21 protein-coding genes and 6 tRNA genes are annotated in these 21,774 nt (G+C 71.1%); 17 read left to right on the top strand and 10 right to left on the bottom strand.

Annotated elements, in window-relative coordinates:
* Positions 1 to 35: 35 nt before the first annotated feature.
* Positions 36 to 854, top strand: a complete 819-nt coding sequence (locus ACFT4A_RS33515; protein ID WP_382837776.1) for a TrmH family RNA methyltransferase — start codon at positions 36 to 38, stop codon at positions 852 to 854.
* 10 nt (positions 855 to 864) lie between these two features.
* Here the strand turns inward: ACFT4A_RS33515 and ACFT4A_RS33510 are convergent, their stop codons facing one another.
* Positions 865 to 2,337, bottom strand: coding sequence for a protein kinase (locus ACFT4A_RS33510; protein WP_382837774.1), 1,473 nt, complete (start codon positions 2,335 to 2,337; stop codon positions 865 to 867).
* A 195-nt stretch (positions 2,338 to 2,532) separates the two neighbouring features.
* Between ACFT4A_RS33510 and ACFT4A_RS33505 the strand changes: the two genes are divergently transcribed.
* From ACFT4A_RS33505 to ACFT4A_RS33490, 4 genes are all read left to right on the top strand, one after another.
* Entirely contained in the window at positions 2,533 to 2,772 is a 240-nt protein-coding gene (locus tag ACFT4A_RS33505; protein ID WP_229873124.1) for a hypothetical protein, read from the top strand.
* A 233-nt stretch (positions 2,773 to 3,005) separates the two neighbouring features.
* A complete protein-coding gene (locus ACFT4A_RS33500) occupies positions 3,006 to 3,185 on the top strand; it encodes a hypothetical protein (protein WP_382837771.1) in 180 nt (59 codons plus the stop codon).
* Between the two features lie 324 nt (positions 3,186 to 3,509).
* Positions 3,510 to 4,445 (top strand): phosphotransferase family protein, encoded by a 936-nt coding sequence (locus ACFT4A_RS33495; RefSeq protein ID WP_382837768.1) that lies wholly within the window; start codon positions 3,510 to 3,512, stop codon positions 4,443 to 4,445.
* 79 nt (positions 4,446 to 4,524) lie between these two features.
* The gene (locus tag ACFT4A_RS33490; RefSeq protein ID WP_193480248.1) at positions 4,525 to 4,824 is read left to right on the top strand and encodes a zf-TFIIB domain-containing protein; all 300 of its coding nucleotides are present in this window, start codon (positions 4,525 to 4,527) and stop codon (positions 4,822 to 4,824) included.
* 59 nt (positions 4,825 to 4,883) lie between these two features.
* Here the strand turns inward: ACFT4A_RS33490 and ACFT4A_RS33485 are convergent.
* From ACFT4A_RS33485 to ACFT4A_RS33465, 5 genes are all read right to left on the bottom strand, one after another.
* Positions 4,884 to 4,955: transfer RNA gene (locus ACFT4A_RS33485), tRNA-Val, on the bottom strand.
* Between the two features lie 43 nt (positions 4,956 to 4,998).
* Positions 4,999 to 5,070, bottom strand: a tRNA-Val gene (locus tag ACFT4A_RS33480).
* A gap of 26 nt (positions 5,071 to 5,096) precedes the next feature.
* Positions 5,097 to 5,168 (bottom strand) — tRNA-Val (locus tag ACFT4A_RS33475).
* A gap of 1 nt (position 5,169) precedes the next feature.
* Positions 5,170 to 5,243, bottom strand: a tRNA-Cys gene (locus ACFT4A_RS33470).
* 37 nt (positions 5,244 to 5,280) lie between these two features.
* Positions 5,281 to 5,353 (bottom strand) — tRNA-Gly (locus ACFT4A_RS33465).
* 177 nt (positions 5,354 to 5,530) lie between these two features.
* On the opposite strand from ACFT4A_RS33465, the gene ACFT4A_RS33460 reads away from it, so the two are divergent.
* Genes ACFT4A_RS33460 through ACFT4A_RS33450 form a run of 3 tightly spaced genes read left to right on the top strand, consistent with a single transcriptional unit; the run spans position 5,531 to position 8,271 of the window.
* Positions 5,531 to 6,574: a chorismate-binding protein gene (locus ACFT4A_RS33460; protein ID WP_382837765.1), complete on the top strand. Its 1,044-nt coding sequence runs from the start codon at positions 5,531 to 5,533 to the stop codon at positions 6,572 to 6,574.
* Positions 6,571 to 7,392 (top strand): aminotransferase class IV, encoded by an 822-nt coding sequence (locus tag ACFT4A_RS33455; protein ID WP_382837762.1) that lies wholly within the window; start codon positions 6,571 to 6,573, stop codon positions 7,390 to 7,392. Before ACFT4A_RS33460 ends, ACFT4A_RS33455 begins: the two co-directional genes overlap by 4 nt.
* Positions 7,393 to 7,446: 54 nt before the next feature.
* Complete coding sequence (locus ACFT4A_RS33450) at positions 7,447 to 8,271, top strand: GNAT family N-acetyltransferase (protein ID WP_382837759.1); 825 nt, start codon at positions 7,447 to 7,449, stop codon at positions 8,269 to 8,271.
* 42 nt (positions 8,272 to 8,313) lie between these two features.
* Here the strand turns inward: ACFT4A_RS33450 and ACFT4A_RS33445 are convergent, their stop codons facing one another.
* Complete coding sequence (locus ACFT4A_RS33445) at positions 8,314 to 8,841, bottom strand: DsbA family protein (protein ID WP_382837757.1); 528 nt, start codon at positions 8,839 to 8,841, stop codon at positions 8,314 to 8,316.
* A 163-nt stretch (positions 8,842 to 9,004) separates the two neighbouring features.
* Here ACFT4A_RS33445 and ACFT4A_RS33440 point away from each other — a divergent pair, with 163 nt between their 5' ends.
* The gene (locus ACFT4A_RS33440; RefSeq protein WP_382837754.1) at positions 9,005 to 9,433 is read left to right on the top strand and encodes a hypothetical protein; all 429 of its coding nucleotides are present in this window, start codon (positions 9,005 to 9,007) and stop codon (positions 9,431 to 9,433) included.
* 157 nt (positions 9,434 to 9,590) lie between these two features.
* Positions 9,591 to 9,746 carry a hypothetical protein gene (locus tag ACFT4A_RS33435; RefSeq protein ID WP_382837751.1) on the top strand — a complete coding sequence of 52 codons (156 nt, stop codon included), beginning with the start codon at positions 9,591 to 9,593 and terminating at the stop codon, positions 9,744 to 9,746.
* A 52-nt stretch (positions 9,747 to 9,798) separates the two neighbouring features.
* Here ACFT4A_RS33435 and ACFT4A_RS33430 read toward each other — a convergent pair whose 3' ends face one another.
* Positions 9,799 to 10,359, bottom strand: a complete 561-nt coding sequence (locus ACFT4A_RS33430; protein WP_382837748.1) for a CGNR zinc finger domain-containing protein — start codon at positions 10,357 to 10,359, stop codon at positions 9,799 to 9,801.
* 333 nt (positions 10,360 to 10,692) lie between these two features.
* Entirely contained in the window at positions 10,693 to 11,106 is a 414-nt protein-coding gene (locus ACFT4A_RS33425) for an SsgA family sporulation/cell division regulator (protein ID WP_004002642.1), read from the bottom strand.
* A 191-nt stretch (positions 11,107 to 11,297) separates the two neighbouring features.
* Between ACFT4A_RS33425 and ACFT4A_RS33420 the strand changes: the two genes are divergently transcribed.
* From ACFT4A_RS33420 to ACFT4A_RS33390, 7 genes are all read left to right on the top strand, one after another.
* Positions 11,298 to 11,756, top strand: coding sequence for a TIGR02611 family protein (locus ACFT4A_RS33420; RefSeq protein ID WP_382837745.1), 459 nt, complete (start codon positions 11,298 to 11,300; stop codon positions 11,754 to 11,756).
* Positions 11,757 to 11,834: 78 nt separating this feature from the next.
* Positions 11,835 to 11,906: transfer RNA gene (locus ACFT4A_RS33415), tRNA-Val, on the top strand.
* Positions 11,907 to 12,689: 783 nt separating this feature from the next.
* On the top strand, positions 12,690 to 13,979 hold the full coding sequence (locus ACFT4A_RS33410) for an ABC transporter substrate-binding protein (RefSeq protein ID WP_382837742.1): 1,290 nt from the start codon (positions 12,690 to 12,692) through the stop codon (positions 13,977 to 13,979).
* Positions 13,979 to 14,977, top strand: a complete 999-nt coding sequence (locus ACFT4A_RS33405) for a carbohydrate ABC transporter permease (RefSeq protein ID WP_382837739.1) — start codon at positions 13,979 to 13,981, stop codon at positions 14,975 to 14,977. The genes ACFT4A_RS33410 and ACFT4A_RS33405 overlap by 1 nt, the downstream gene beginning before the upstream one ends.
* The gene (locus ACFT4A_RS33400; RefSeq protein ID WP_382837736.1) at positions 14,977 to 15,840 is read left to right on the top strand and encodes a carbohydrate ABC transporter permease; all 864 of its coding nucleotides are present in this window, start codon (positions 14,977 to 14,979) and stop codon (positions 15,838 to 15,840) included. The genes ACFT4A_RS33405 and ACFT4A_RS33400 overlap by 1 nt, the downstream gene beginning before the upstream one ends.
* Positions 15,841 to 15,847: 7 nt before the next feature.
* On the top strand, positions 15,848 to 16,438 hold the full coding sequence (locus ACFT4A_RS33395) for a hypothetical protein (protein ID WP_382837734.1): 591 nt from the start codon (positions 15,848 to 15,850) through the stop codon (positions 16,436 to 16,438).
* A gap of 124 nt (positions 16,439 to 16,562) precedes the next feature.
* On the top strand, positions 16,563 to 19,304 hold the full coding sequence (locus ACFT4A_RS33390; RefSeq protein WP_382837731.1) for a Tat pathway signal sequence domain protein: 2,742 nt from the start codon (positions 16,563 to 16,565) through the stop codon (positions 19,302 to 19,304).
* Between the two features lie 22 nt (positions 19,305 to 19,326).
* Here ACFT4A_RS33390 and ACFT4A_RS33385 read toward each other — a convergent pair whose 3' ends face one another.
* Positions 19,327 to 21,735 carry an SCO7613 C-terminal domain-containing membrane protein gene (locus ACFT4A_RS33385; RefSeq protein ID WP_382837728.1) on the bottom strand — a complete coding sequence of 803 codons (2,409 nt, stop codon included), beginning with the start codon at positions 21,733 to 21,735 and terminating at the stop codon, positions 19,327 to 19,329.
* Between the last annotated feature and the right edge of the window lie 39 nt (positions 21,736 to 21,774).

The raw sequence follows: 21,774 nt of genomic DNA, 5'->3' as shown, positions 1-21,774 counted from the left end.
TTGGCACCGCACCCAGGACAAGGCAGTATCACCCTGTGGCCGATCTCATCACCGTCGAGGACCCCGACGACCCGCGCCTCTCCGACTACACCGGCCTGACCGACGTGGAACTGCGCCGCAAGCGCGAACCCGCCGAGGGCCTCTTCATCGCCGAGGGTGAGAAGGTCATCAGAAGGGCCAAGGAAGCGGGCTACGAGATGCGGTCCATGCTGCTCTCGGCCAAGTGGGTCGACGTCATGCGCGACGTCATCGACGAGCTCCCGGCCCCGGTCTACGCGGTCAGCCCCGAGCTGGCCGAGCAGGTCACCGGCTACCACGTGCACCGCGGCGCGCTCGCCTCCATGCAGCGCAAACCCCTGCCCACGGCGGCCGATCTCCTGAGGACCACCCGCCGCGTCGTCATCATGGAGTCGGTCAACGACCACACCAACATCGGCGCGATCTTCCGCTCGGCCGCCGCCCTCGGCATGGACGCGGTCCTGCTCTCCCCGGACTGCGCCGACCCCCTCTACCGCCGCAGCGTGAAGGTCTCCATGGGCGCGGTCTTCTCCGTCCCGTACGCCAGGCTGGACACCTGGCCCAAGGGCCTGGAGTCGGTCCGCGAGGCCGGCTTCACCCTGCTCGCCCTCACCCCGGACGAGAAGGCCCGGCCCCTCGACGAGGCCGCCCCGCACACCATGGACCGCGTGGCCCTGATGCTCGGCGCGGAGGGAGACGGCCTGTCCACCCAGGCCCTGGTCGCCGCCGACGAGTGGGTCCGCATCCCCATGTCCCACGGCGTCGACTCCCTCAACGTGGGCGCGGCGGCAGCCGTGGCCTTCTACGCCGTCGCCACCGGCCGACCGCACGTCTAGACGCGGCCCTTCAGGTACGAGTCGTACCGTCCGGCCGCGCGGGCACGTCGCCCAGCGGCTGCGACCGGTGGACCTGCTGTTCCCGTACGCCGCCTCCGTCACCGCCGAGTCCCCGCGCCGGGCCCTGACAGCCCTGCACCAGGGCGATGCCGATCGCCACCAGCAGCGTGACCACGACGAACACGAACAGCCGCTGCCGCAGCAACCGCGGATTGGCGGGCCGCAGCCCGGTCCCCGTCCTGGACGGACGCCCCGTACCGCTGTGCGGGGCGGGTCGGCTGCCGCTGCCCGACCGGGTCCCGTTGCGTCCGGTGGGCGTCGGTCGCGCCCCGGAACGCCCCGGTGCGCCGCGGCCCCGTGCCGGAGTCCTGCCGCGGTTCGCGCCACCCGCCGACCGGTTCCCGTTCCCGCTTCCCGCGGGCCGCGCTCCGCCCCGGGCACCTGCTCCGCCCTGGGAAGCCGTACCGTCCGCGGACGGAATCCCGTCCCGGGACGGGGAGGAGCCCCGCGGTGGGGGAGTGCCCCGGCCCCGCTGCGCGCCGGCCGGCCCCGCACCCTGCGGTCCCTGCGGACGCCGGGTCCGGTCGGGGTAGGTGTCGACCGGCCGCTCGGTCTCCGCACCGCGCGGCGCCGGCGGCCGTACCCCGGCGAGGTCCTGCGCCTCCCGGGCCGCGATCTCCTTGAGTCGCAGCGACAGTTGGAGCGTGCTGGGCCGCTCCTCGGGGTCCTTCGCCAGGCATGCCCGGACGAGCGGGGCCAGCGCGTCGGGCACGCCGTGCAGCTGTGCCTCCTCGTGCACGACGCGGTACAGCATCACCTCGGAACTGCCGTGCCCGAACGGTGAGTCGCCCATCGAGGAGTACGCGAGCGTGGCCCCCAGCGAGAACACGTCCGTGGCCGGCGTGACGGCCGCACCGCGCACCTGCTCCGGTGCGAGGAAGCCCGGCGAGCCGACCGCGGTGCCGACGTGGGTGAGCGTCGAGGCGCCGGTGGCCCAGGCGATGCCGAAGTCGATGATCCGCGGCCCCTTCGGGGACAGCAGGATGTTGGACGGCTTCAGGTCCCGGTGCACGACCCCGGCCTCGTGCACGGCGACCAGGCCCTCCGAGAGGGCGGCCCCGACGGCCGCGACATCGGCGGCGCCGAGCGGTCCCTCGGCGGCGATCTTGTCGTGCAGGGAAGGTCCGGGTACGTACTGCGTGGCGAACCAGGGCCGGTCCGCTTCGAGGTCCGCGGCCACCAGCCGGGCCGTGCAGCCGCCGCGGATCCGCCGCGCCGCCGAGACCTCGCGCGCGAAGCGTGAGCGGAACTCCTGGTCCTCCGCCAGGTCGGGGCGGATGACCTTGAGCGCGACCCGTTGCCCCTTCTTGTCGGAGCCCAGGTAGACCACGCCCATCCCGCCCGCGCCGAGCCGTCTGTGAAGCCTGAACGAGCCGACGACGCGCGGGTCCTCGCGCCTCAGGCGCATCATCGCCATGTTCATCCCCGCTGCCCGGTCCTGTGACGAGCCACAGCTTACGTTTCCACGGCCGCCCACGCGCAGAGGCCGCGCCCTCTCGGGCCGATGGATTGTCAGTGGTGGGTGGGAGACTTGAAGCGTGGTCAGGGGGCGTGCGGACAGGCCGTGTTCGCGCGAGAGGCAACCCCAACCACCTGCCACGGAAGGGGGATTGGACCCGTGAAGGGTGACCGTGTGGAGATAGTCGTGGACGCCGGTGACACGACGCGCACGTATGAGGTCGTGGCGAGCAGGGCGGGCCGCAGGGTGGAGACGGCGGTACGCCGAGGTGTCGTAGAAGTGAGCGAAGTCACCCGTAGTGGGGCAGTCGTGCGTACGGCCCGTTTCATGGCGAACCGGGTGCTGGCGCTGGTGGAACAGCCTGTTCCGCGGGAGGAAAGCTCGGACAAAGCGGGGTGAGCCGGGCATCCCTTCGGGGAAGACCCTGAGACCTGGCTCTCCGTCTCCACCCAGGGGAGTACATCGCGGGGAGCGGCTCATCCTCCGGGAGGCCCGGCAATCGGTACGAGGGCATGACGCCCGGGGAGGGCCGGACGCCTAGATTTGAGGTCAAGCGGCGGGTGTAGCACTCGTCCCCCGAGGTCAGACGCCCGCCGCTGCCAAACGACAACTGAACGGTCAGGAGAGGGACCATGGCCCACACGGCACCGCGGACGCTGGTCCGCACGCGTGAGCGCAGTACGGGCCGCCGCCACCCCCTGGTGGCGACATTGATGGCCCTTCCCCTGGCGGTCCTGCTCCTCCTCGTCTTCGACGGGTGGGAGACAGTGGCCACACAGGCGTCGTCCGTGGGAGAGATGCTGGGGCGCTGAGAGGCGACCCCCAGGCCCGGAAGAGCGGTCCGGGCGGGGACATCCACCCATGAAACCCCGTGGGGACGGGGGTATGGCGGACGGCAAAAATGCCGGCGCAGCTGGGGAGCTGCGCCGGCATTGCTTTTCTCGGCCTAGCTGCGGGCATGCGTGCCCCCCCCCGTGCCTTAAGGGCCTGGGAGGTGCCCCCAGGGCGGCACGGGTGGGCGCAGCGGCACCTCGTCGCGCCGAGCTGCGCACCCACCCGCCCCTCAGCACCAGCGCCGAGCACCTGAAGCCGACAGCTCCCTACGCCCCCGCCCCACCTCGCCGTACCCTCACCCCGTGACCCCCGCCCCCCTCCTGGCCGACCTCACCGCCAAGGCCCGAGCAACCGCCCACGCCCGCTCATCGCCCTGCCCCTGCGGCGCAGCCACCCTCGCGGACGGCCCCGACGCGACGGTCGTCCGCCACGCCGGCATCGTCGCGAAGGCCCACCCCCCGGAATCCGACCGCGCCGAACTGACCAGCCGCCTCACGCTGGCCACCCGCCACCCCGAGATCCTCCTGGCACCGCTCACTCCCACCCCGGCCGACCTGCACGGCAGGCTTGTGACGTTCTGGCCGTACGGAACCCCCGTGGACCCGGACGACCCGGACGCCGCGCCCTGGGAGGCCGCCGCCACACTCCTCGCCCGGCTCCACCGCACCCCCGCCCCCGACACCCTCCCCACCATGCGAGGCCCCGCCAAGGCGGCCCGGGCCATCGACAAGCTCCGCAACGCCGGCCCGCATCCCGCAGCCGCCCCCGTCCTGCGGGCCTGGGACACCCTCCCCGCCTGGGCCCGTGCCGAGGCCCCGATGCCGCACACCCGCACCCTCTGCCACGGCGACCTCCACCTCGGCCAGCTCATACGCCACCCCGCCCCGGAAGGTCCCTGGCTGCTGATAGACGTCGACGACCTCGGCGTCGGCGTCCCGGCCTGGGATCTCGCCCGCCCCGCCGCCTGGTACGCCTGCGGACTGCTCCTGCCCGAGGAATGGGCCCGGTTCCTCGCCGCATACCGGGAGGCCGGCGGCCCGGCCGTACCCGCCGACGGCGACCCCTGGCCCGCTCTCGACGTCCCCGCTCGTGCCCTCACCGCGCAGACCGCGGCCCGGGCCGTCGCCAAGGCGGCCGCGGCCGGCCGTGACCTGGACGAGGTCGAGCAGTCCGTCGTGGACGCCTGTGACCGAATGGCTGCCCTCCCGCCGCAGTTGGCACAGGAGCACGCGAAGTAGGGTGCAACCGACCACAGCGGGACAGAGTCTGTCCTGGCGAGACACGAAGCAGGACCGACCGGCGAGGAGTTGAACCACCATGCAGTGTCCGAAGTGCCGTGCGCCCATGCACACGTACAACCGCAACGGTGTCCAGATAGAGCAGTGCAGCGGCTGCCGCGGGATCTTTCTCGACTACGGCGAGCTGGAGTCGCTGACCCGCCTGGAGTCCCAGTGGTCCCAGGGCGCGCCGCCGCCCCCGCCCGCCCCGCAGGCCTACCCCGCCCCTCCCGCTCCCGCCTGGGGCGCCCCGCACGGCGGCCACGGTCATCACGGCGGCCACGGCCACCACGGTCACCACCGCAACAAGGGCTTCGGGCACATGCTGTTCTCGTCGTGACCCGGTCGCCCCACGACAAGAGCCCCCGGCCGCGAACGGCCGGGGGCTCCGGTGTGGTGTGGACGATACTGGGATTGAACCAGTGACCTCTTCCGTGTCAGGGAAGCGCTCTCCCGCTGAGCTAATCGTCCTCGGGACCATGACCACTCGGTGAAGCGGATCATGGGCACTGCGTGCGCGATACTGGGATTGAACCAGTGACCTCTTCCGTGTCAGGGAAGCGCTCTCCCGCTGAGCTAATCGCGCGGGTTCGGATCTTGAAGCAGATCCAGTGGACGATACTGGGATTGAACCAGTGACCTCTTCCGTGTCAGGGAAGCGCTCTCCCGCTGAGCTAATCGTCCTTGGAGGTGGAGACGGGATTTGAACCCGTGTAGACGGCTTTGCAGGCCGTTGCCTCGCCTCTCGGCCACTCCACCAGGAGTGCAGGGGGCCGGGAAGTCCCCTGTTCCTGCGAGCGGACGACCAGGTTCGAACTGGCGACCTCAACCTTGGCAAGGTTGCGCTCTACCAACTGAGCTACGTCCGCTTGTCGTTTCCGGTTCGCTCTCGCGGCCCGGCGACGTGTTGAACTCTAGCGGATTCCGGGGCCAGCACAAAAACGCGTTTGTGCAGCGTGCTGCGCTTCCCCTGCTCAGGGATGTCGCGGAGCCCCGGAAGGGACATCCTCCGGTCACCCCCAGGACACCGCCATAGACTCGACTGTGTGTCCGACCTCCCTCCCCTGGCCCGCTTCGGCGACCGCGTCGCCACCGGGCTCCTCGACGTCACCGACGATCCCGAAGCCCTGGAATCCAGCGGCTTCTGGGCCGTCTGCGCCGACTTCGAGGGCCGTCTGACCTGCGCCCGCTTCGGGGACGTGCGGGAGCAGCCCGTGCCCGCCCCCGTGCCCGGCGCATGGCGCGCGCCGGCCGCGGACGACTGGACGTCCTCCCTCGACCACGCCGCGTACACGGCGGCCGTACGGCGGATCCGCGAGCACATCGCGGCCGGCGAGGTCTACCAGGCGAATCTGTGCCGGGTGCTGTCCGCGCCCGTCGCCCCCGGCGCCGACGTGGACGCCCTCACCGCGCTGCTGGCCCGCGGCAACCCGGCGCCGTATGCGGGAACGATCCGCCTGCCCGGGCACGGTGTGGAGATCGCCACCGCGTCACCCGAACTGTTCCTGCGGCGCGACGGGCGGGTCGTCGAGTCCGGGCCCATCAAGGGCACCGGCCGCACCGAGGCGGACCTGCTGGAGAAGGACTACGCCGAGAACGTGATGATCGTGGACCTGGTCCGCAACGACATCGGGCGGGTCTGCGCCACGGGCAGTGTGACGGTGCCCGATCTGTGTGCCGTCGAGAAGCATCCGGGGCTGGTCCATCTCGTCTCGACGGTCCGCGGCGAGCTGGAGGAGGGGTCAGGCTGGGCCGAACTGCTCGGCGCCGCCTTTCCGCCCGGTTCGGTCACCGGCGCGCCCAAGTCGAGCGCCCTGCGGATCATCGACGCGCTGGAGACGGCGCCCAGAGGGCCGTACTGCGGCGGGATCGGCTGGGTCGACGCCGACCGGCGGGTGGGGGAGCTGGCCGTCGGGATCCGTACGTTCTGGATCGACCGGGGAGACGGCATGCTGCGTTTCGGCACCGGCGCGGGGATCACCTGGGGATCGGACCCCGAGGGGGAGTGGCGGGAGACCGAGCTGAAGGCGTCCCGGCTGCTCGCGATAGCGTCGGGAGGGTATGAGGTGAGTGGAGAGGACCTGACGTGAAGATCTGGCTCGACGGCGGGCTGCAGGACAGCGAGTCCGCCCGCGTCTCCGTCTTCGACCACGGGCTGACCGTGGGCGACGGCATCTTCGAGACGGTGAAGGCCGTGGACGGCAGGCCGTTCGCGCTCACCCGGCACCTCGACCGGCTGACCCGGTCGGCGCGCGGCCTCGGTCTGCCCGACCCGGACCACGACGAGGTGCGCCGCGCCTGTGCCGCCGTCCTCGAGGCCAATCCCGCGCCGCTCGGCCGCCTCCGGATCACCTACACCGGCGGCCACGGCCCGCTCGGTTCCGACCGCGGCGAGCACGGCCCGACCCTCGTCGTCGCCCTCGGCGCGACCAGCCGCCGCCCCGACTCCACCGCCGTGATCACGGTCCCCTGGACCCGTAACGAGCGCGGCGCGCTCACCGGCCTGAAGACCACCTCGTACGCCGAGAACGTCGTGGCCCTCGCCCGAGCCCGTGAACGGGGCGCTTCCGAGGCCCTGTTCGGCAACACGGTGGGACAGCTCTGCGAGGGCACCGGGTCCAACGTCTTCGTCGTCCTGGACGGCGAGATCCACACCCCGCCGGTCGCCTCGGGCTGTCTCGCGGGCATCACGCGCGCGTTGGCGATCGCGTGGACCGGCGCCCGGGAGACCGATCTGCCGCTGGACGTGCTGGAGCGGGCCGACGAGGTCTTCCTGACGTCCACGCTGCGGGACGTGCAGGCCGTGCACCGCGTCGACGACCGTGAGCTGCCGGGCGCGCCGGGCCCGGTGACCGCCAAGGCCATGCGGATCTTCGACGAGCGCTCCGGGCACGACCTCGATCCCTGACAGCCCCCGCTCATTCGGCTGAACCGGGGCCTGGTTGCGGGTAGAACACCCCTGATGACCACGACCCTGCGGCCGACCGAGCCGCTTCAGCAGAACGCCGACGGGACGCGCTCACGCCGCTTCCAGGTGTGTGTGAACAGCCGTCCCGTAGGAGCGATACACCTCGGCACGCATCCCGTGTTCGGCGACGCGGTGGCCCGGATCATGAAGCTGCGCATCGAGGAACCGGACCGCAGACGCGGCCGGGGCACGGTGGCCGCGCTCGCCGCCGAGGAGGTGGCGCGCGGCTGGGGGTGCCGGCGCATCGAGGCGACGGTGCCCGCCGACGCCGGGCCGGCGCTCCGGCTCGCCACCGCGCTCGGCTACGTCGTGCGCAACCGCGGCATGGAGAAGCCGCTCGGCGACACCCCGCCGGAACTGCCCGCGGGCAGCCGGGGCCGGCCCATGACCGAGGCGGAGTTCGGCCCCTGGCTGGAGCAGGGCAAGGCGGACTACGCGCGGAGCTGGACCGAACGGGGCGTGCCGGAGGCCGAGGCCCGGGCCAAGTCCGAGCGGGACCACGCCACCCTGCTGCCCGACGGCCTCGCCACCACCGGCACACTCATCAGCGTGCTGGAACACCAGGGGACGGCGGTGGGCACGCTGTGGCTGGCGGTGCGCGCGAACGACTCCTTCGTCTTCGACGTCGAGACCCACGCCGCCCACCGGGGGAAGGGGCACGGCCGCACCCTCATGCTGCTGGCCGAGGCCCAGACGATCGCCGAGGGCAGACGGACCATCGGCCTCAACGTCTTCGCAGGCAACACCCCGGCCGAACGGCTCTACGCGTCACTCGGCTACGAGAACCGGCGGTACGCCATGTACAAGCCGCTGTTGTAGGGGTCCGGCGGGGGCCGATGCAGGGGTCCGGCGGGGGCCGGGTCAGCCCTGCTCCTGCCCGGCCAGCAACCGGTCCGCGATCTCCTCGATCCGCTCGCGCAGCCCCTCCTGGCTCTTGCCGCCGTCGAGCCGCTCGCCGTCGATGACATAGGTCGGGGTGCCGGTCACGCCGATCGCCTTGCCCTCGGCCTGGTCGGCGTCCACGATCAGGATGTGCCGGCCGTCGATCAGCGCGGTGTCGAACTCCTCGGCGTCCAGGCCCAGTTCGCCGGCCACCTCGACCAGGAAGGGTTCCCCCTTACGGGCCAGCTCCTCCACCCGTCCCAGCAGGGCCTCGGCGTACGGCCATCCCCGGCCCTGCTCCCACGCCTCCTCCGCGGCCTGGGCGGCGGCGAAGGCGTGCTTGTTCTTCTCCAGGGGGAAGTGCCGCAGCCGCAGCTCCAGACGATCGCCGTAGCGGGCACGCAGCGACCGGAGGTCGTCCAGCGCGGTGCGGCAGTCAGGGCACTGGAGGTCGCACCAGATCTCGAGGACGGGGGCGGCGGACGGGGCAGGGGTGGAGTTGCTCATGCCGACAGTCTTCCAGCCCGTGCACCTGCAACGGCACCTGCGGAGGAGGCGACCCGGAGATCTCCCTGATGTAGGGGCGAGCCATGGCCCGCCGGGGTGCGGCGGGTGCAGGATGGAAGGGACGAAGTGCCCCTGCCCGAGCGCGCCACGCCTGGAGGACCGGATGATTGCCGAGACCGTCTGCTCCGCCGTGTCCGCGGCAGGCCTGGGCATTGCGGCCATCACGGCGTACCGCAGGCGTTTCCTCGCCGCGGCCCGCATCGCGGCGTACTCGCTCGTGCCGATCGGCCTGGTCATGACGGGAGTCGTCGAATGGCTGGCCGACACCGCGTTCAGCCCGACCGCCTGGGCGGGCTTCGGAGTGCTGGGCCTCGCGTGGGCGCTGTTCGCGACCACCCGCGTCGTGGAGCGCCGCCGCGGCGGCACCCGCAAGGAGCGCAGAGCGGCCCGCGCGGCGGACCGGACCGAGGCGGTGGCCCCGGCGGCCTCGGCGCCCTCCCTGGGACAGGGCGGGCAGGGCTCCCGCCCGGCGTCCAGGGGAGAGGACGACTTCGGCGACATCGAGGCCATCCTCAAGAAGCACGGCATATGACCGCTGGCCGCGCGCCGGACTGAATCGTCACAGTGGGTCCGAGGACGCGCGGAAATGATCACAACCTGAACCGGACCTCACGCAATCGGCGCACCCTCGGGCGGAACGAGGGCGCTGATCGCGCCCGGCGGGGCGGCTGCGTCATCATCGCGGCGAGATGCTGGACACGACGAGACAGAGCGACCCCGCGCCGCCGCAGGACGAGCCCCGTGGTTGTCTCTTCGCCCTTTCCCAGCCACCGCTGATGATCTTCCTTGCGGTGATCGGGTGTCTGCTGCTCATGGCGTCGTTGCACGATCTGCTGATGCTCTGAGCCGTAACCGCGGTACCCGGCGCCACCCGCCGGGGCCGCGTCGGCATCGACATCAGCCCGCGGCCTCCCTGCGGCGCGCCCGGTACGCGGCCACGTGCAGGCGGTTACCGCAGGTGCGGCTGTCGCAGTACCGCCGGGAGCGGTTGCGGGAGAGATCCACGAAGGCACGGCGGCAGTCGGGCGCCTCGCACCGCCGCAGCCGCTCCTGCTCCCCGGCGACCACGAAGAACGCCAGTGCCATCCCGCAGTCGGCCGCCAGGTGGTCGGCGACGGAGGCACCCGGTGCGAAGTAGTGCACATGCCAGTCGTAGCCGTCGTGGTCCGTGAGCCGGGGCGTGGTGCCGGCGGCCGCGACCAGCTCGTTGATCAGTCCGGCGGCGGCCCGCGCGTCGGGGGCGGCGAAGACGGCGGCGAACCGCCCGCGGATCTTCCGCACCGCGGAGAGGTCGAACTCCGAGAGCACGCCGACATCGCTGATCTCGTGGTTGCCCACGAAATCCGTGAGCGTCGCCACGTCCGGCAGCCCGTCCGCCGCCGTGTCGTCCTCCGGTGCGGTGTTCACCAGATCGACCACGGTGTCGAGGGCGCACCGGGTGTCGTGGGTGATCAGCACGATTCGCTCCCTGGCCTGGGGGTCGGGCAGGCGCCCGCCGATGCTGGCCGATGGTAATGGCTCCGCATCGACCGGACCTCCCTCACGCCCGCACATGGCTTCGATCGCACATGGCTTCGATGAGAACGCTGCCGGGCCCGCCATGGTTCCCGCCTACCGACAGTGACGACGAACGTTCCCGTCACCTCCCGGATCTGCCCGCCGACGCGCGTGAACCGGCGCCGACTCCGCGTGATCCGCGGTGCCGACGCCGGTGTATCCCGTATGCGGTTGTCCGAGCCCGAGCCGTCTCCCCGAGTCGACGGCGCCGGGCGGCCTTGTGAGGGCCTCGCCCTAGCTTTCCGCCAGGATGTGCGAGAGCTCCTGATCGAGGTCGAAGTGCCGGTGCTCCGTGCCGGGCGGCACGGCGGCGTCGGTCCGCTTCAGGAAGGACTCCAGGGCCCGTGCCGGGGCCTCGAGCAGGGCCTCGCCCTCCGGTGAGCTCAGGGCGATGCACACGACGCCCTGGCCGTGACTGCGCGACGGCCAGACGCGGACGTCGCCGGTGCCGGTAGGGCGATGAAGTCCCTCGGCGAGGAGGTCGCGGGCGAACACCCACTCGACGGTCTCCTCGGCTCCGGTGTGGAAGGTGGCGTGCACGGCGTAGGGGTCGGCCGTGTCGTACCGCAGGCCTGCGGGGACAGGCAGGGAGGACTCGCTCGACACAACGAGGCGCAGGTGCAGCTCGCAGCTGACCGTGGTGTTCATAAGCGCCAGGGCCTTTCGCTCAGTGTGCGCTCGGGGATTCGCACGTCGGCGAAATCGACATGCCACCTACGGTGCCGTTGTAAACCCCTCTGAGTGTTTTGCGTGCCTTTACGTAACTCTTCCGGCCGAGAGATCGTTCGCGTCGTGCGTCCATTCCGGTGACTGGTTTCGCTCGGGTAGTGTTTGGCCGTATGAATACGGGGAGTAACGAGCCGGGCGAGGTGGCCATGGCATCGGACGAGACGGGAACGGACGAGGTGGGCAGCGAGCAAGAGCAGGGGCTTGGCTCGCGGGCGCCGGAATTCATCAAAGCGCGCCGGGCGCTGCACGTGAGCTGGCAGGTCGGGGTTTTCATCATCGGGCTCGCGGTCGTCGTGGCCGGCATCATCATGCTGCCCCTGCCCGGGCCGGGCTGGGTCGTGATCTTCGGCGGCATGGCGATCTGGGCGACCGAGTTCGTATGGGCCCAGCTGGTGCTCCGCTGGACCAAGCGGAAGGTCACCGAGGCGGCGCAGCGTGCCCTGGACCCCAAGGTGCGGCGGCGGAACATCATCCTGACGACCATCGGGCTGGTGATCGTGGCCGTACTGGTCGGTATCTACGTGTGGAAGTTCGGCATAGTCATGCCGTGGAAGATCAAGGACCAGTGACTCGCGTCGGGGTGCCGGTGTCGGTCTCACGCTGGTCACAGGCACCCCCTGACATGGGGTAATGTTCTTCCTGCGTCCGGGCGATTAGCTCAGTGGGAGAGCGCTTCGTTCACACCGAAGAGGTCACTGGTTCGAACCCAGTATCGCCCACCCGGATCAACGGCCCACCTGCGATTGAGCAGGTGGGCCGCTTCGTTGTGGGCGGGTGCGCGTGTTCGGCGGGTGCGCGCGATCCGCGCCAGGGGTGACCCGGGGGAGCGCGACCGTCCGGGCCGTCCGGCCGTGGTGTCCACGCCACGGGGTCGTCTGGCTGTGGCGCCCGCGCCCCCCGGGCCGTCCCGCTGTGGCGCCCGCACCCTCGGGCCGTCCGGCCGTGCCGCCTGTGCCGTCCGCCCGCGTCCCCGGAGCGTCGGTCCGTGCCACCTGTGGCCCCGGACCCTCCGGGTTGTGGCGCCCGCCCGCCTCTCCGGGCCGCCCGTGCCACCCACCCGCGGCCCCCGTGTCGTCCGGCCCGACCGCCCCGATTCCGCCGCCGACCCCCGGTGAGCCCTTTCGTTGCCCCGCGTCGCGACCCCCGGCCCTCACCACCCGCCCCACGCCCCGACGGCACCCCCACCCAAGCGCCACATGGCCGGAACCAGACCCCGCCCCGCCACCCCCGGCCCTCTGCCTCACCGTCGTCTTTCGGTCGCCCCCGAAACCCGCACGACCGGCCCGTAGTCGTTCGCCCCTTCGGCCGCACACGCCTCACCAGCAACGTCCTCCCACCCGGCCCTCGCCCCCGCCTCCTCGCCCCGCTCCGCCCCCGACCCGCTCGGTAAGAAATTCTTGTCCGAATCATTGACGCACTCTCAGCCCCTCCGTACCTTGTGCCAGCAAGCGCTTACTTGAAACGATTCATGCGAGCGGGACGACGTGCGGGGAGGTCCAACCGTGGTGAACGGCAGGAATGTTGAGAGACGTACGGTCCTGAAGGCGGCCGGGGCCACGGCGGCCACGCTCGGTCTGGCCGCGACGACCGGCTGTGGTGGTGATGGAGGGACCTCCGCCGACGGGACGGTGACGATTCGTTATGCGTGGTGGGGTGCGGAGGACCGCGCCCAGAGAATCAACAAGACCATCGCGCTCTTCGAGAAGAAGTACCCGAAGATCAAGGTGAAACCGGACTTCCAGCCCTATCTCGACTTCTGGAAGAAGTTCAACACCCAGGCCTCCGGGGGAAATCCGCCGGACGTCTTCCAGAATGCCATCGGCTTCCTCCGTAAATACGACGCGAAGAACGTGCTGCTCGATCTCAGCGAGCAGGCCGAGGCGGGCAACCTCCGGATGGAGGGATTCCGGGCCGGACTGGAGAAGTTCGGCGAGGTCGACGGCAAGCTCCTCGGTGTTCCGGTCGGTTCCAACTCGATGTCCCTGGTGATAGACAAGCCCGTCTACACCCGGGCCGGCGTCAAGCCCGAGCAGGGCTGGACCTGGGACGACTTCGACGCGGCGATGAAGAAGATCCGGGACAAGACGGGGCGCGCCGGGGACAGCGGGATGTACGGCGTCATGTACCTCTACGACCTGTACCTGCGCCAGAACGGCAAGGCGTTCTTCACCACGGACGGACTCGGCTTCACCGAGGCTGACCTGACGGACTGGTGGACGAAGGCGAAGAAGGGTGTGCGGGAGGGCATCTACGCCGATGCCAAGAAGGTCGTCCAGAACAAGCCCAAGTCGGCGGTCGCCGCCGAGCTCGCCGGAGGCGAGTTCACCTGGGACAACTTCACCGTTCGCTACACCTCCGAGGGCAAGAGCGAGTACGGCCTGGCCCCCATCCCGACCACGGACGGCAAGAAGACCGGCCAGTACCTCGGCTCGCTCATGCTGAGCGCCTCCAAGCGCACCCAGCACCCCAAGGAGGTCGCCCAGTTCATCGACTTCATGGTCCACGACCCCGAGGTCGCCAAGATCATGGGCTACGACCGCGGTGTGCCCGCTACGCAGGCCCAGTACGACGCGTACCAGCCGACCGACGAGGTCAACAAGGCGATAGCCGCCTACGAGGAGTCCCTCGTCAAGGCCGGAGTCCTGGAGCCCATCACACCGCACCCGAACGGCGCGGACATCTGTGAGTCCGCGTTCCTGCGCATCGCCGAGGAGCTCGCCCTGGGCAAGAGGTCGGTGGACGAGGCCGTCAAGCAGTTCTTCACCGAGTCGAAGACGGCTCTCGGCACCTGATGGGAACCACCGTGACACACGCCCCTGCGATGGAGGGCCTGACCCAGGACTCCGAGCCGCGGCACGGTCCGGTGAAGCCCGCGCGCCCCGCCGCCCTCAAGCGGCGGCGGCGCCGGGAGAACCTGGCCGGCTATCTCTTCATGTCCCCGTGGATCGCCGGGTTCCTGCTGCTCACCGCGGGTCCGATGGTCGCCTCGCTCTACTTCGCGTTCACCGACTACAACCTGTTCGACGCGCCCCAGTGGATCGGCCTCGACAACTTCTCCGAGATGTTCGGCGATCCGCGCTGGCGTCACTCGGTGCAGGTCACGCTCTGGTACGTCGTCGTCGGGACGCCGCTGAAGCTGATCGCGGCCCTCGGGGTGGCCCTGCTGCTGGCCCAGAGCCGGCGCGGGCAGGCCTTCTACCGGGCCGCCTTCTACGCGCCGTCGCTGATCGGGGCGAGCGTCTCCATCGCGATCGTGTGGAAGGCGATCTTCTCGGACGACGCCATCGTGGACCGGATGCAGAAGAGCTTCGGGATCGACGTCGGTGGCTGGACCGGCGATCCCGACATGATCATCTACAGCCTGGTGGCGCTCACCGTCTGGCAGTTCGGCGCCCCCATGGTCATCTTTCTGGCCGGCCTCAAGCAGGTCCCGCGTGAGCTGTACGAGGCCGCCGAGGTCGACGGGGCGGGCAAGCTGCGCCGGTTCTGGAACATCACGCTGCCGATGATCTCCCCGGTGCTCTTCTTCAACGTCCTGCTGGAGACGATCCACTCGTTCCAGATCTTCAGCTCGGCGTACATCGTCGGCGGCGGTGCCGGAGGCAACGCCTGCGGTCCGGCCGACGGCTCGATGGTCTACACCTGCTACCTCTATGTCCAGGGCTTCGAGAACAGCCGGATGGGTCTGGCCTCCGCCATGGCCTGGATGCTGCTCGTCGCGGTCGCCCTGGTGACGGCGGTGCTGTTCTGGTCCCAGAAGCGCTGGGTGCACTACGAGGAGGGCGCGTGATGAGCTCCACCGGACTCTCGACTTCGCGTCACAAACTGCCCGGTTCCCTCGCCTGGCACCTGGGTTCCCTGCTGATCCTCGCGGTGATCCTCTACCCGGTGATCTGGGTCCTCGGCGGTTCGTTCAAGAAGAGCGAGGATGTCGTCGGCAGCCTGGATCTCTTCCCGGGCGATCCGGTCCTCTCGAACTACACCAGTCTCGCCGACGGCATCGCCGACATCCCGATCTCCACGTTCTTCTTCAACTCGCTGTTTCTCGCGGTCGGTTCGGTGATCGGGATCCTGGTGTCCTGCTCGCTGACGGCGTACGCCTTCGCGAGGATCAGGTTCGCGGGCCGCAATCTGCTGTTCGCGCTGATGATCGGCACTCTCCTGTTGCCGTACCACGTGCTGCTGATCCCGCAGTACGTGCTGTTCCGCAACATGGAGATGATCAACACCTACACCCCGCTGCTGCTCGGGAAGTACCTGGCCACCGAGGCGTTCTTCGTCTTCCTGATGGTGCAGTTCATGCGCAACCTGCCCAAGGAACTCGACGAGGCGGCCAGGCTCGACGGCTGCGGCCACCTCCGGATCTACTGGACGATCATGCTGCCGCTGTGCCGCCCGGCCCTGATCACCAGTGCGATCTTCACGTTCATCAACGCCTGGAACGACTTCATGGGCCCGCTGATCTACCTCAACGAGCCCGACAAGTACACGGTCTCGCTCGGCCTGAAGATGTTCGTCGACCAGGAAGGGCTGGCCAACTACGGCGGCATGATCGCCATGTCGCTCGTCGCGCTGCTGCCGGTTCTCGCCTTCTTCCTGGCCTTCCAGCGGTATCTGATCGACGGCATGGCCACATCGGGTCTGAAGGGCTGAGGCGAGCATGGCCGGGACCCGAGTGAAGGCGCGGGGCGAGTCGGTGTTCGCCGAGCGGTTCGCGGTGTTCGCCGAGTGTCTGCTGACCGGGGTGTGGATCGCGGTGGCCTCGCTGGGGGTCGTGACGTATCCGGCCGCGTTCGCCGCCGGCGCACGGCATCTGCGGCGTCGTACCGCGCACGAGGGCGGTGGGTGGCGGGAGTTCGTCGCCGACTTCCGCATGGCTCTGCGCGGCGGGTGGCTCGCCGGGCTCGCCGGGTGGGCCGCGGTCGCCGCGGTCTCGGTGGACGTCCAGGCGGCCCGGGCGGGGATTCCCGGCGGGCCGCTCGTCGGAGCCGTCGGGGTCGTGGCGCTGATCGCCTTCGTCGTGGCGGGGCTGCGCGCGGCGGCGGTCTGGGAGCCGGACGCCCGCTGGCGCACGCTGCTCGCGCAGGCCTGGCGCCGGACGGTTCTCGACCCGGCCGGGTCCTTCCTGATCATCGCCGGGCTGGCCGTGGTGGTCGTGTCCGCCTGGTTCGCCGCGCCGCTGGCGGTCCCCGTCCTCGGGGCCGTCGCGGCGGCGGCCGTCGCCGTGGAGGAGCGGTACCGGCACCGCTGACCGGCGGTCCCCTCACTCCAGGTCGGCGCCCCGGGCGCCGCGCCGCATCTCTCACTGTCATGCCCCTGACCGGATCAGCCACGCGGAATCGCTTCCCGCACGGACAAGGAAAGGCAGCATCTCTATGTCTCCCATCCCCCGCAGGTCCCTCCTCAAGGCGGCCGCCGTCGCCGGAGCCGCCGCCCAGTTCAGCTGGGCACTGGGGGCGCAGAACGCGCAGGCGGCCCCCGGCGCCGAGCCCGCCGACGCCGACCCGGTGACCCTCGACTGGCTGGAGGACGGCGGACTCGGCGCGGCCCCCGGCTCCACCGTCGGCGTCCCCTGGCCCAAGGGCGCCTACGAGAAGGACCAGACCTTTGCGCTCACGGACGCGGACGGCAAGGCCGTTCCCGTCCAGTCCTGGCCGATCGCCTACTGGCCCGACGGCTCCCTCAAGTGGACCGCGCACGCGGTCGGTTCGGGCAACGGCAAGCTCACCCTCGCCGCCGGCACCCCCGCCGCCCCCGAGAAGAAGGTCACCGTCGACAAGAGCGGCGGCACCATCGACATCTCGACCGGCGTCATCACCGCGAGGATCGGCAAGTCCGGGTCCACCCTCGTCAAGTCGGTCCACCGGGGCTCGACGGAGATCGCGAAGAACGGCCGGCTCGTGCTGATCCGCCAGCCCGAGATCGAGGACGAGGACCAGGGCGCGGTCAAGACCGAGCGCTTCGACGGTGCCATTTCCAAGGTCGAGGTCGAGCAGGCGGGCCCGGTCCGCGCCGTCGTCCGGATCGACGGCAAGCACCGCAAGGGCGGCCGCAGCTGGCTGCCGTTCTCGATCCGGCTCTACTTCTACGCGGGCGCCGACTCCTTCCGCATGGTCCACACCCTCACCTTCGACGGCACGCAGGAGCCCGCGAAGGCGAGCGGCGACTTCATCCGCGGACTCGGCGTCCGCTTCCAGGTGCCGATGCGGGACAAGGCGTACGACCGTCACGTCCGCATCGGCGGCGACGGCACCGGCCTGCTCCGCGAGGCCGTCCAGGGCATCACCGGACTGCGCCGCGACCCCGGGGCGGCCGTGCGCACGGCCCAGTTCGAAGGCAAGAAGCTGCCCGACCCGGCCACCTGGGACCAGCGGGTCACCACCCGCCTCCAGTACATCCCCGAGTGGGGCGACTACTCCCTCTCCCAGCTCTCCGCCGACGGCTTCACGGTCCGCAAGCGGACGAAGAAGGGCCACGGCTGGATCGGTGCGGGCGGCGGCCGCCGGGCGAGCGGCTTCGGGTACGTGGGCGGCGCGAGCGGCGGATTCTCCTTCGGCCTGCGGGACTTCTGGGAGAAGTTCCCCGCCCAGCTCGACATCCGCGACGCCCAGACCGACACCGCCGAGGTCACCCTCTGGCTCTGGTCGCCCGAGGCCCAGCCCATGGACCTGCGCTTCTACCACGACGGCATGGGCCAGGACACCTACCCCGAACAGCTCGAAGGCCTCAACATCACCTACGAGGACTACGAACCCGGGTTCGGCACCCCCTACGGCATCGCCCGCACCAGCGAACTCCTCTTCTGGGCCCATGACTCCAGCCCGGGCGCCGAGACGATGGCCCGGCAGGTCGAGGCCGTACGCACGCCGCCGCAGCTCGCCGCCCCGCCCCAGCAGCTCATCAAGGCCGGCGTCTTCGGCAAGCTGTTCTCCGCGCCGGACCGCTCCACCAGCGCCAAGGCGAAGATCGAGGACCACCTCGACTTCCTCTTCACCTATTACAAGGACCAGGTGGAGCAGCGCCGCTGGTACGGCTTCTGGGACTACGGCGACATCATGCACAGCTACGACCCGAGCCGCCACCAGTGGTGCTACGACGTCGGCGGCTACGCCTGGGACAACTCCGAGCTCTCGCCGGACCTGTGGCTCTGGTTCGCATACATGCGCTCCGGCCGCGCCGACATCTTCCGCTTCGCCGAGGCCATGACCCGGCACACCGGCGAGGTCGACGTCTACCACCTCGGCAAGTGGGCGGGCCTCGGCACCCGCCACGGTGTCCAGCACTACGCCGACAGCGCCAAGCAGCAGCGCATCGCCAACACCACCTATCGCCGGTACTACTACTTCCTCACGGCGGACGAACGCGTCGGCGACCTCATGCACGCCAACGTCGACTCCGACGAGACGTTCCTCGTCCTCGACCCCATCCGCAAGATCCGCACCGAGCCGTACACCCCCGACCGCAACGCCCTGTCCATCGGCTTCGGCACCGACTGGAGCGGTCTGGTCTCCGCCTGGCTCACCGAGTGGGAGCGGCGCGGGCCCAAGTGGGAGAAGGCCAAGGCCAGGGTCCTGTCCACCATGGAGACCATCGCCGCCCAGCCCAACGGCTTCGTCCAGGGCAATGCGCTGTACGACCTGGACACCGGGAAGTTCGCCGTAGCCAAGGACGCCAAGGTCAGCGTCTCGCATCTGTCGGCCATGTTCGGCCTGGTCGAGCTGTGCGCCGAGCTGATCGACCAGGTCGACATGCCGAAGTTCAAGGAGGCGTGGCTCGACTACTGCCGCTACTTCAACGCCACCAAGGCCGAGCAGAAGGCCCGCTACGGCTCCGACTTCGGTTCCCTGCTGCTCTTCCAGGGCCACTCCCGGCAGGACGCCTACGCGGCAGTCCAGGCGGGCGACGACAAGTTGGCCGCCCGGGCGTGGCGGCAGTTCTACAACAGCGCCGACACCTGGGACTACAAGGAGTCCACCGACTGGTCCACGAAGAAGATCGAGGGCCCGACCGGCCTCGTCCCCGGCAGCGAGGCGGCCTGGGTGTCCACCAACGCCACGGCGCTGTACGGCCTGGCGGCGATCCAGAACCTGGCGCTGGTCGGGGACAAGATGCCGTAGCCGTGCCGTCCGTAGGAGACGGCTAGTTCATCCTCCCGAGGACCTCCCGCACCCGTCGGACGTCCCTGATCCGCTGCTCGTACGTCGCCCCGAGTGCGAGCAGCAGGAGTCCGGCGAGGGCGGGAGGCGCCCAGCGGGGGAGTGCGCCCGTCACCTGCACGACGTACGGGGCGAGTTCGTGCAGCGTGACCAGGGCCAGCGCCGAGCCGCCGAGCACCAGCGGCGCCTGGAGGTGGTGCCGCGCTCCCAGCAGGGTGACCAGCAGTGCCGCCGTGCCCAGCAGCAGCGGTCGCGTCCAGTGCGGGTCGGCCCAGGCCGCGACGAGGCTCGGCAGGAGGGTGGCGGCGAGTCCGGGGCCGTACGCCGTCCAGGAGGACGCCCCCGGGTCGCGGCGCCGGCGCAGGGCGCCGACGAGCAGGGCGGGCACGGTGACCGGGAGCGTGTAGGCCTCGGGTGTGCCGACGTCCCAGGCGACCAGGCGTACCCAGGCGGCCAGGACGAACAGGGCCGTGGCCGCGTAACCGACGGGACGGCGGTCGGGACGCAGCGCCGTGCCCGCGGCGATCACTCCGCACAGGGCCAGCACCAGGGCGAGCAGCGGCGGATCGGTGATGGCGAGGCCCACGGCGAGCAGGCCGGTGGCTGCTCCCACGCACTCGACCGGCACGGTCGCCCGGTGCTCACCGAGACGCGCCGCGAGCAGCGCGGCGGCCACGGGGACGGCCAGGACCAGCAGGGCGGTTCCGGCCGGCGGCCAGTCCGCGGCGGCACCGGTCGCCGCGGCCAGGGCTGCGGCGTACCCGAGGGCGGCCGGAGCCGTGACGGGGGCGACGTCCGCCTGCCACGAGGCCGCGGCGAACAGCGCCACCAGCACGGACAGCACCACCAGGGTCGCGGTCTGGGAGGCCAGGGCGGTCAGGGCGAGGCTGACGGAGGTGGTCAGGGCGAGGACGAGAGCGGTGAGCCGCGCGGCCGGCACCGTGGCCCGGCGCACGTACAGCGCGGCCGCCGTCATGACCCCCAGGACCGCCATCCCCGCGACGTACGCAATCCCGAGAACCGCGGGAAGTATCAGCGCCGTCGCCCAGAGCAGACCCAGCGCGCCGAGCCGGGCCCGCGCACGCCACTGCTCCGTGCGGATCACCAGGGCGAGAACGGCCGCGACGGCGACCAGCGCGACGGGAGCCGCCACCGAGTGCGCAGGCCAGGGCGCGTCGACGGTCACCGCGATGCGGGCGTCCGAAGGAGCGCCCCTCCACACACGGCCCACCCAGCCGGCCGGTCCCAGCAGCACCACGGTGACGACCGGCAGGGTCCACAGCAGCGCCACCGCCTGTACGACGCCGGAGGCCCAGGCGAACCCCTGCCGTATCGCGTCGGGCAGCCGCCCGGCCGTCATCGCCGCCAACAGGGCGATGCCGAACGCCAGATGGGCCGGAACCGCCCACTCCGACGGCAGTCCGGAGCGAGCGACCCCACCGAAGGCACCCACGGTCAGCAGCCCCGAGGCGATCGCGAGACCAAGGGGGTGCCGCGCGCCCGGGCCCCGCCAGGCAGCGCCCAGCGCGATCGCCGCCGCGAGCAGGAGAAGCCCCCCGGCTCGGGCAGCGTTGCCCGGACCGTCCGCCGCCGACGACAGCCAGCCGGCGGCCAGGACACCCGCGCCGCCCATGCCGTACGCACCGACGACAGCGGCGATCCGCACCGGACCGGCCGTCACCCGCAGCGCCACCACCGTGTCGAGCCCGGCCGTCACCAGCAGCGCGGCCGTGATCGGGTACGGACCCGCGTCGGCGGCCAGGGCCCACAGCAGCAGCGGGAACTGGGCCGCGGCCACGGCGGAGGGCAGGCTCAGCCGCAGGGCGGCCGTCGCCGGAAGCAGGCCGTACGCCGACCAGATCACCGCGAGCACCGCTGACGCGGCAGCGGCGTACCCGGTCCCGTCCGTCCCGGTGAGGGCGGCCTCGTGCAGCGCGTACGCGTCCAGGACGGTCAGGGCCAGCCCGAGCCCCGCCACGGACTCGGCCGTCGACCGCAGCCCCCGCTTCAGCAGGAGCGCGGGCCCGGCGAGCGCGGCCAGCGTGACCGCGCCGAGCACCAGCGCCCGCCCGGTGATGCCCATATGACCCCAGCTGACCAGCGTGAACACCGCAGCCGCGAGCGTCAGCAGCACACCGCCCAGGACCAGGAGGACGTTCTGCACGCTGGGCGCGGCGGTCTCCGGGCGGGGCGGTGCCGTGGGTGACCAGGCCACCGGCAGCGGCTGCTGGGTCCGTCGCAGGGTCGAGACCAGCCAGGCGCGACGGGTCAGCAACTGGGCCCGGCGGGCGTCCAGTTGCCGCAGTTCGGCGTCGAGGAGCCGCAACTCCTCGGCCGGAGGCGGAAGGTGTGTCATGCCTGGCAGTGTGGTCCGCGTCACCTCGTACGGCATGAGTGCGGATACTCAGCCGCGTACTCAGACAAGCCCCCC

Source organism: Streptomyces sp. NPDC057099 (assembly GCF_042671245.1).
Lineage (GTDB): Bacteria > Actinomycetota > Actinomycetes > Streptomycetales > Streptomycetaceae > Streptomyces > Streptomyces purpurascens.
This window is presented reverse-complemented; position numbering and strand designations above follow the sequence as displayed.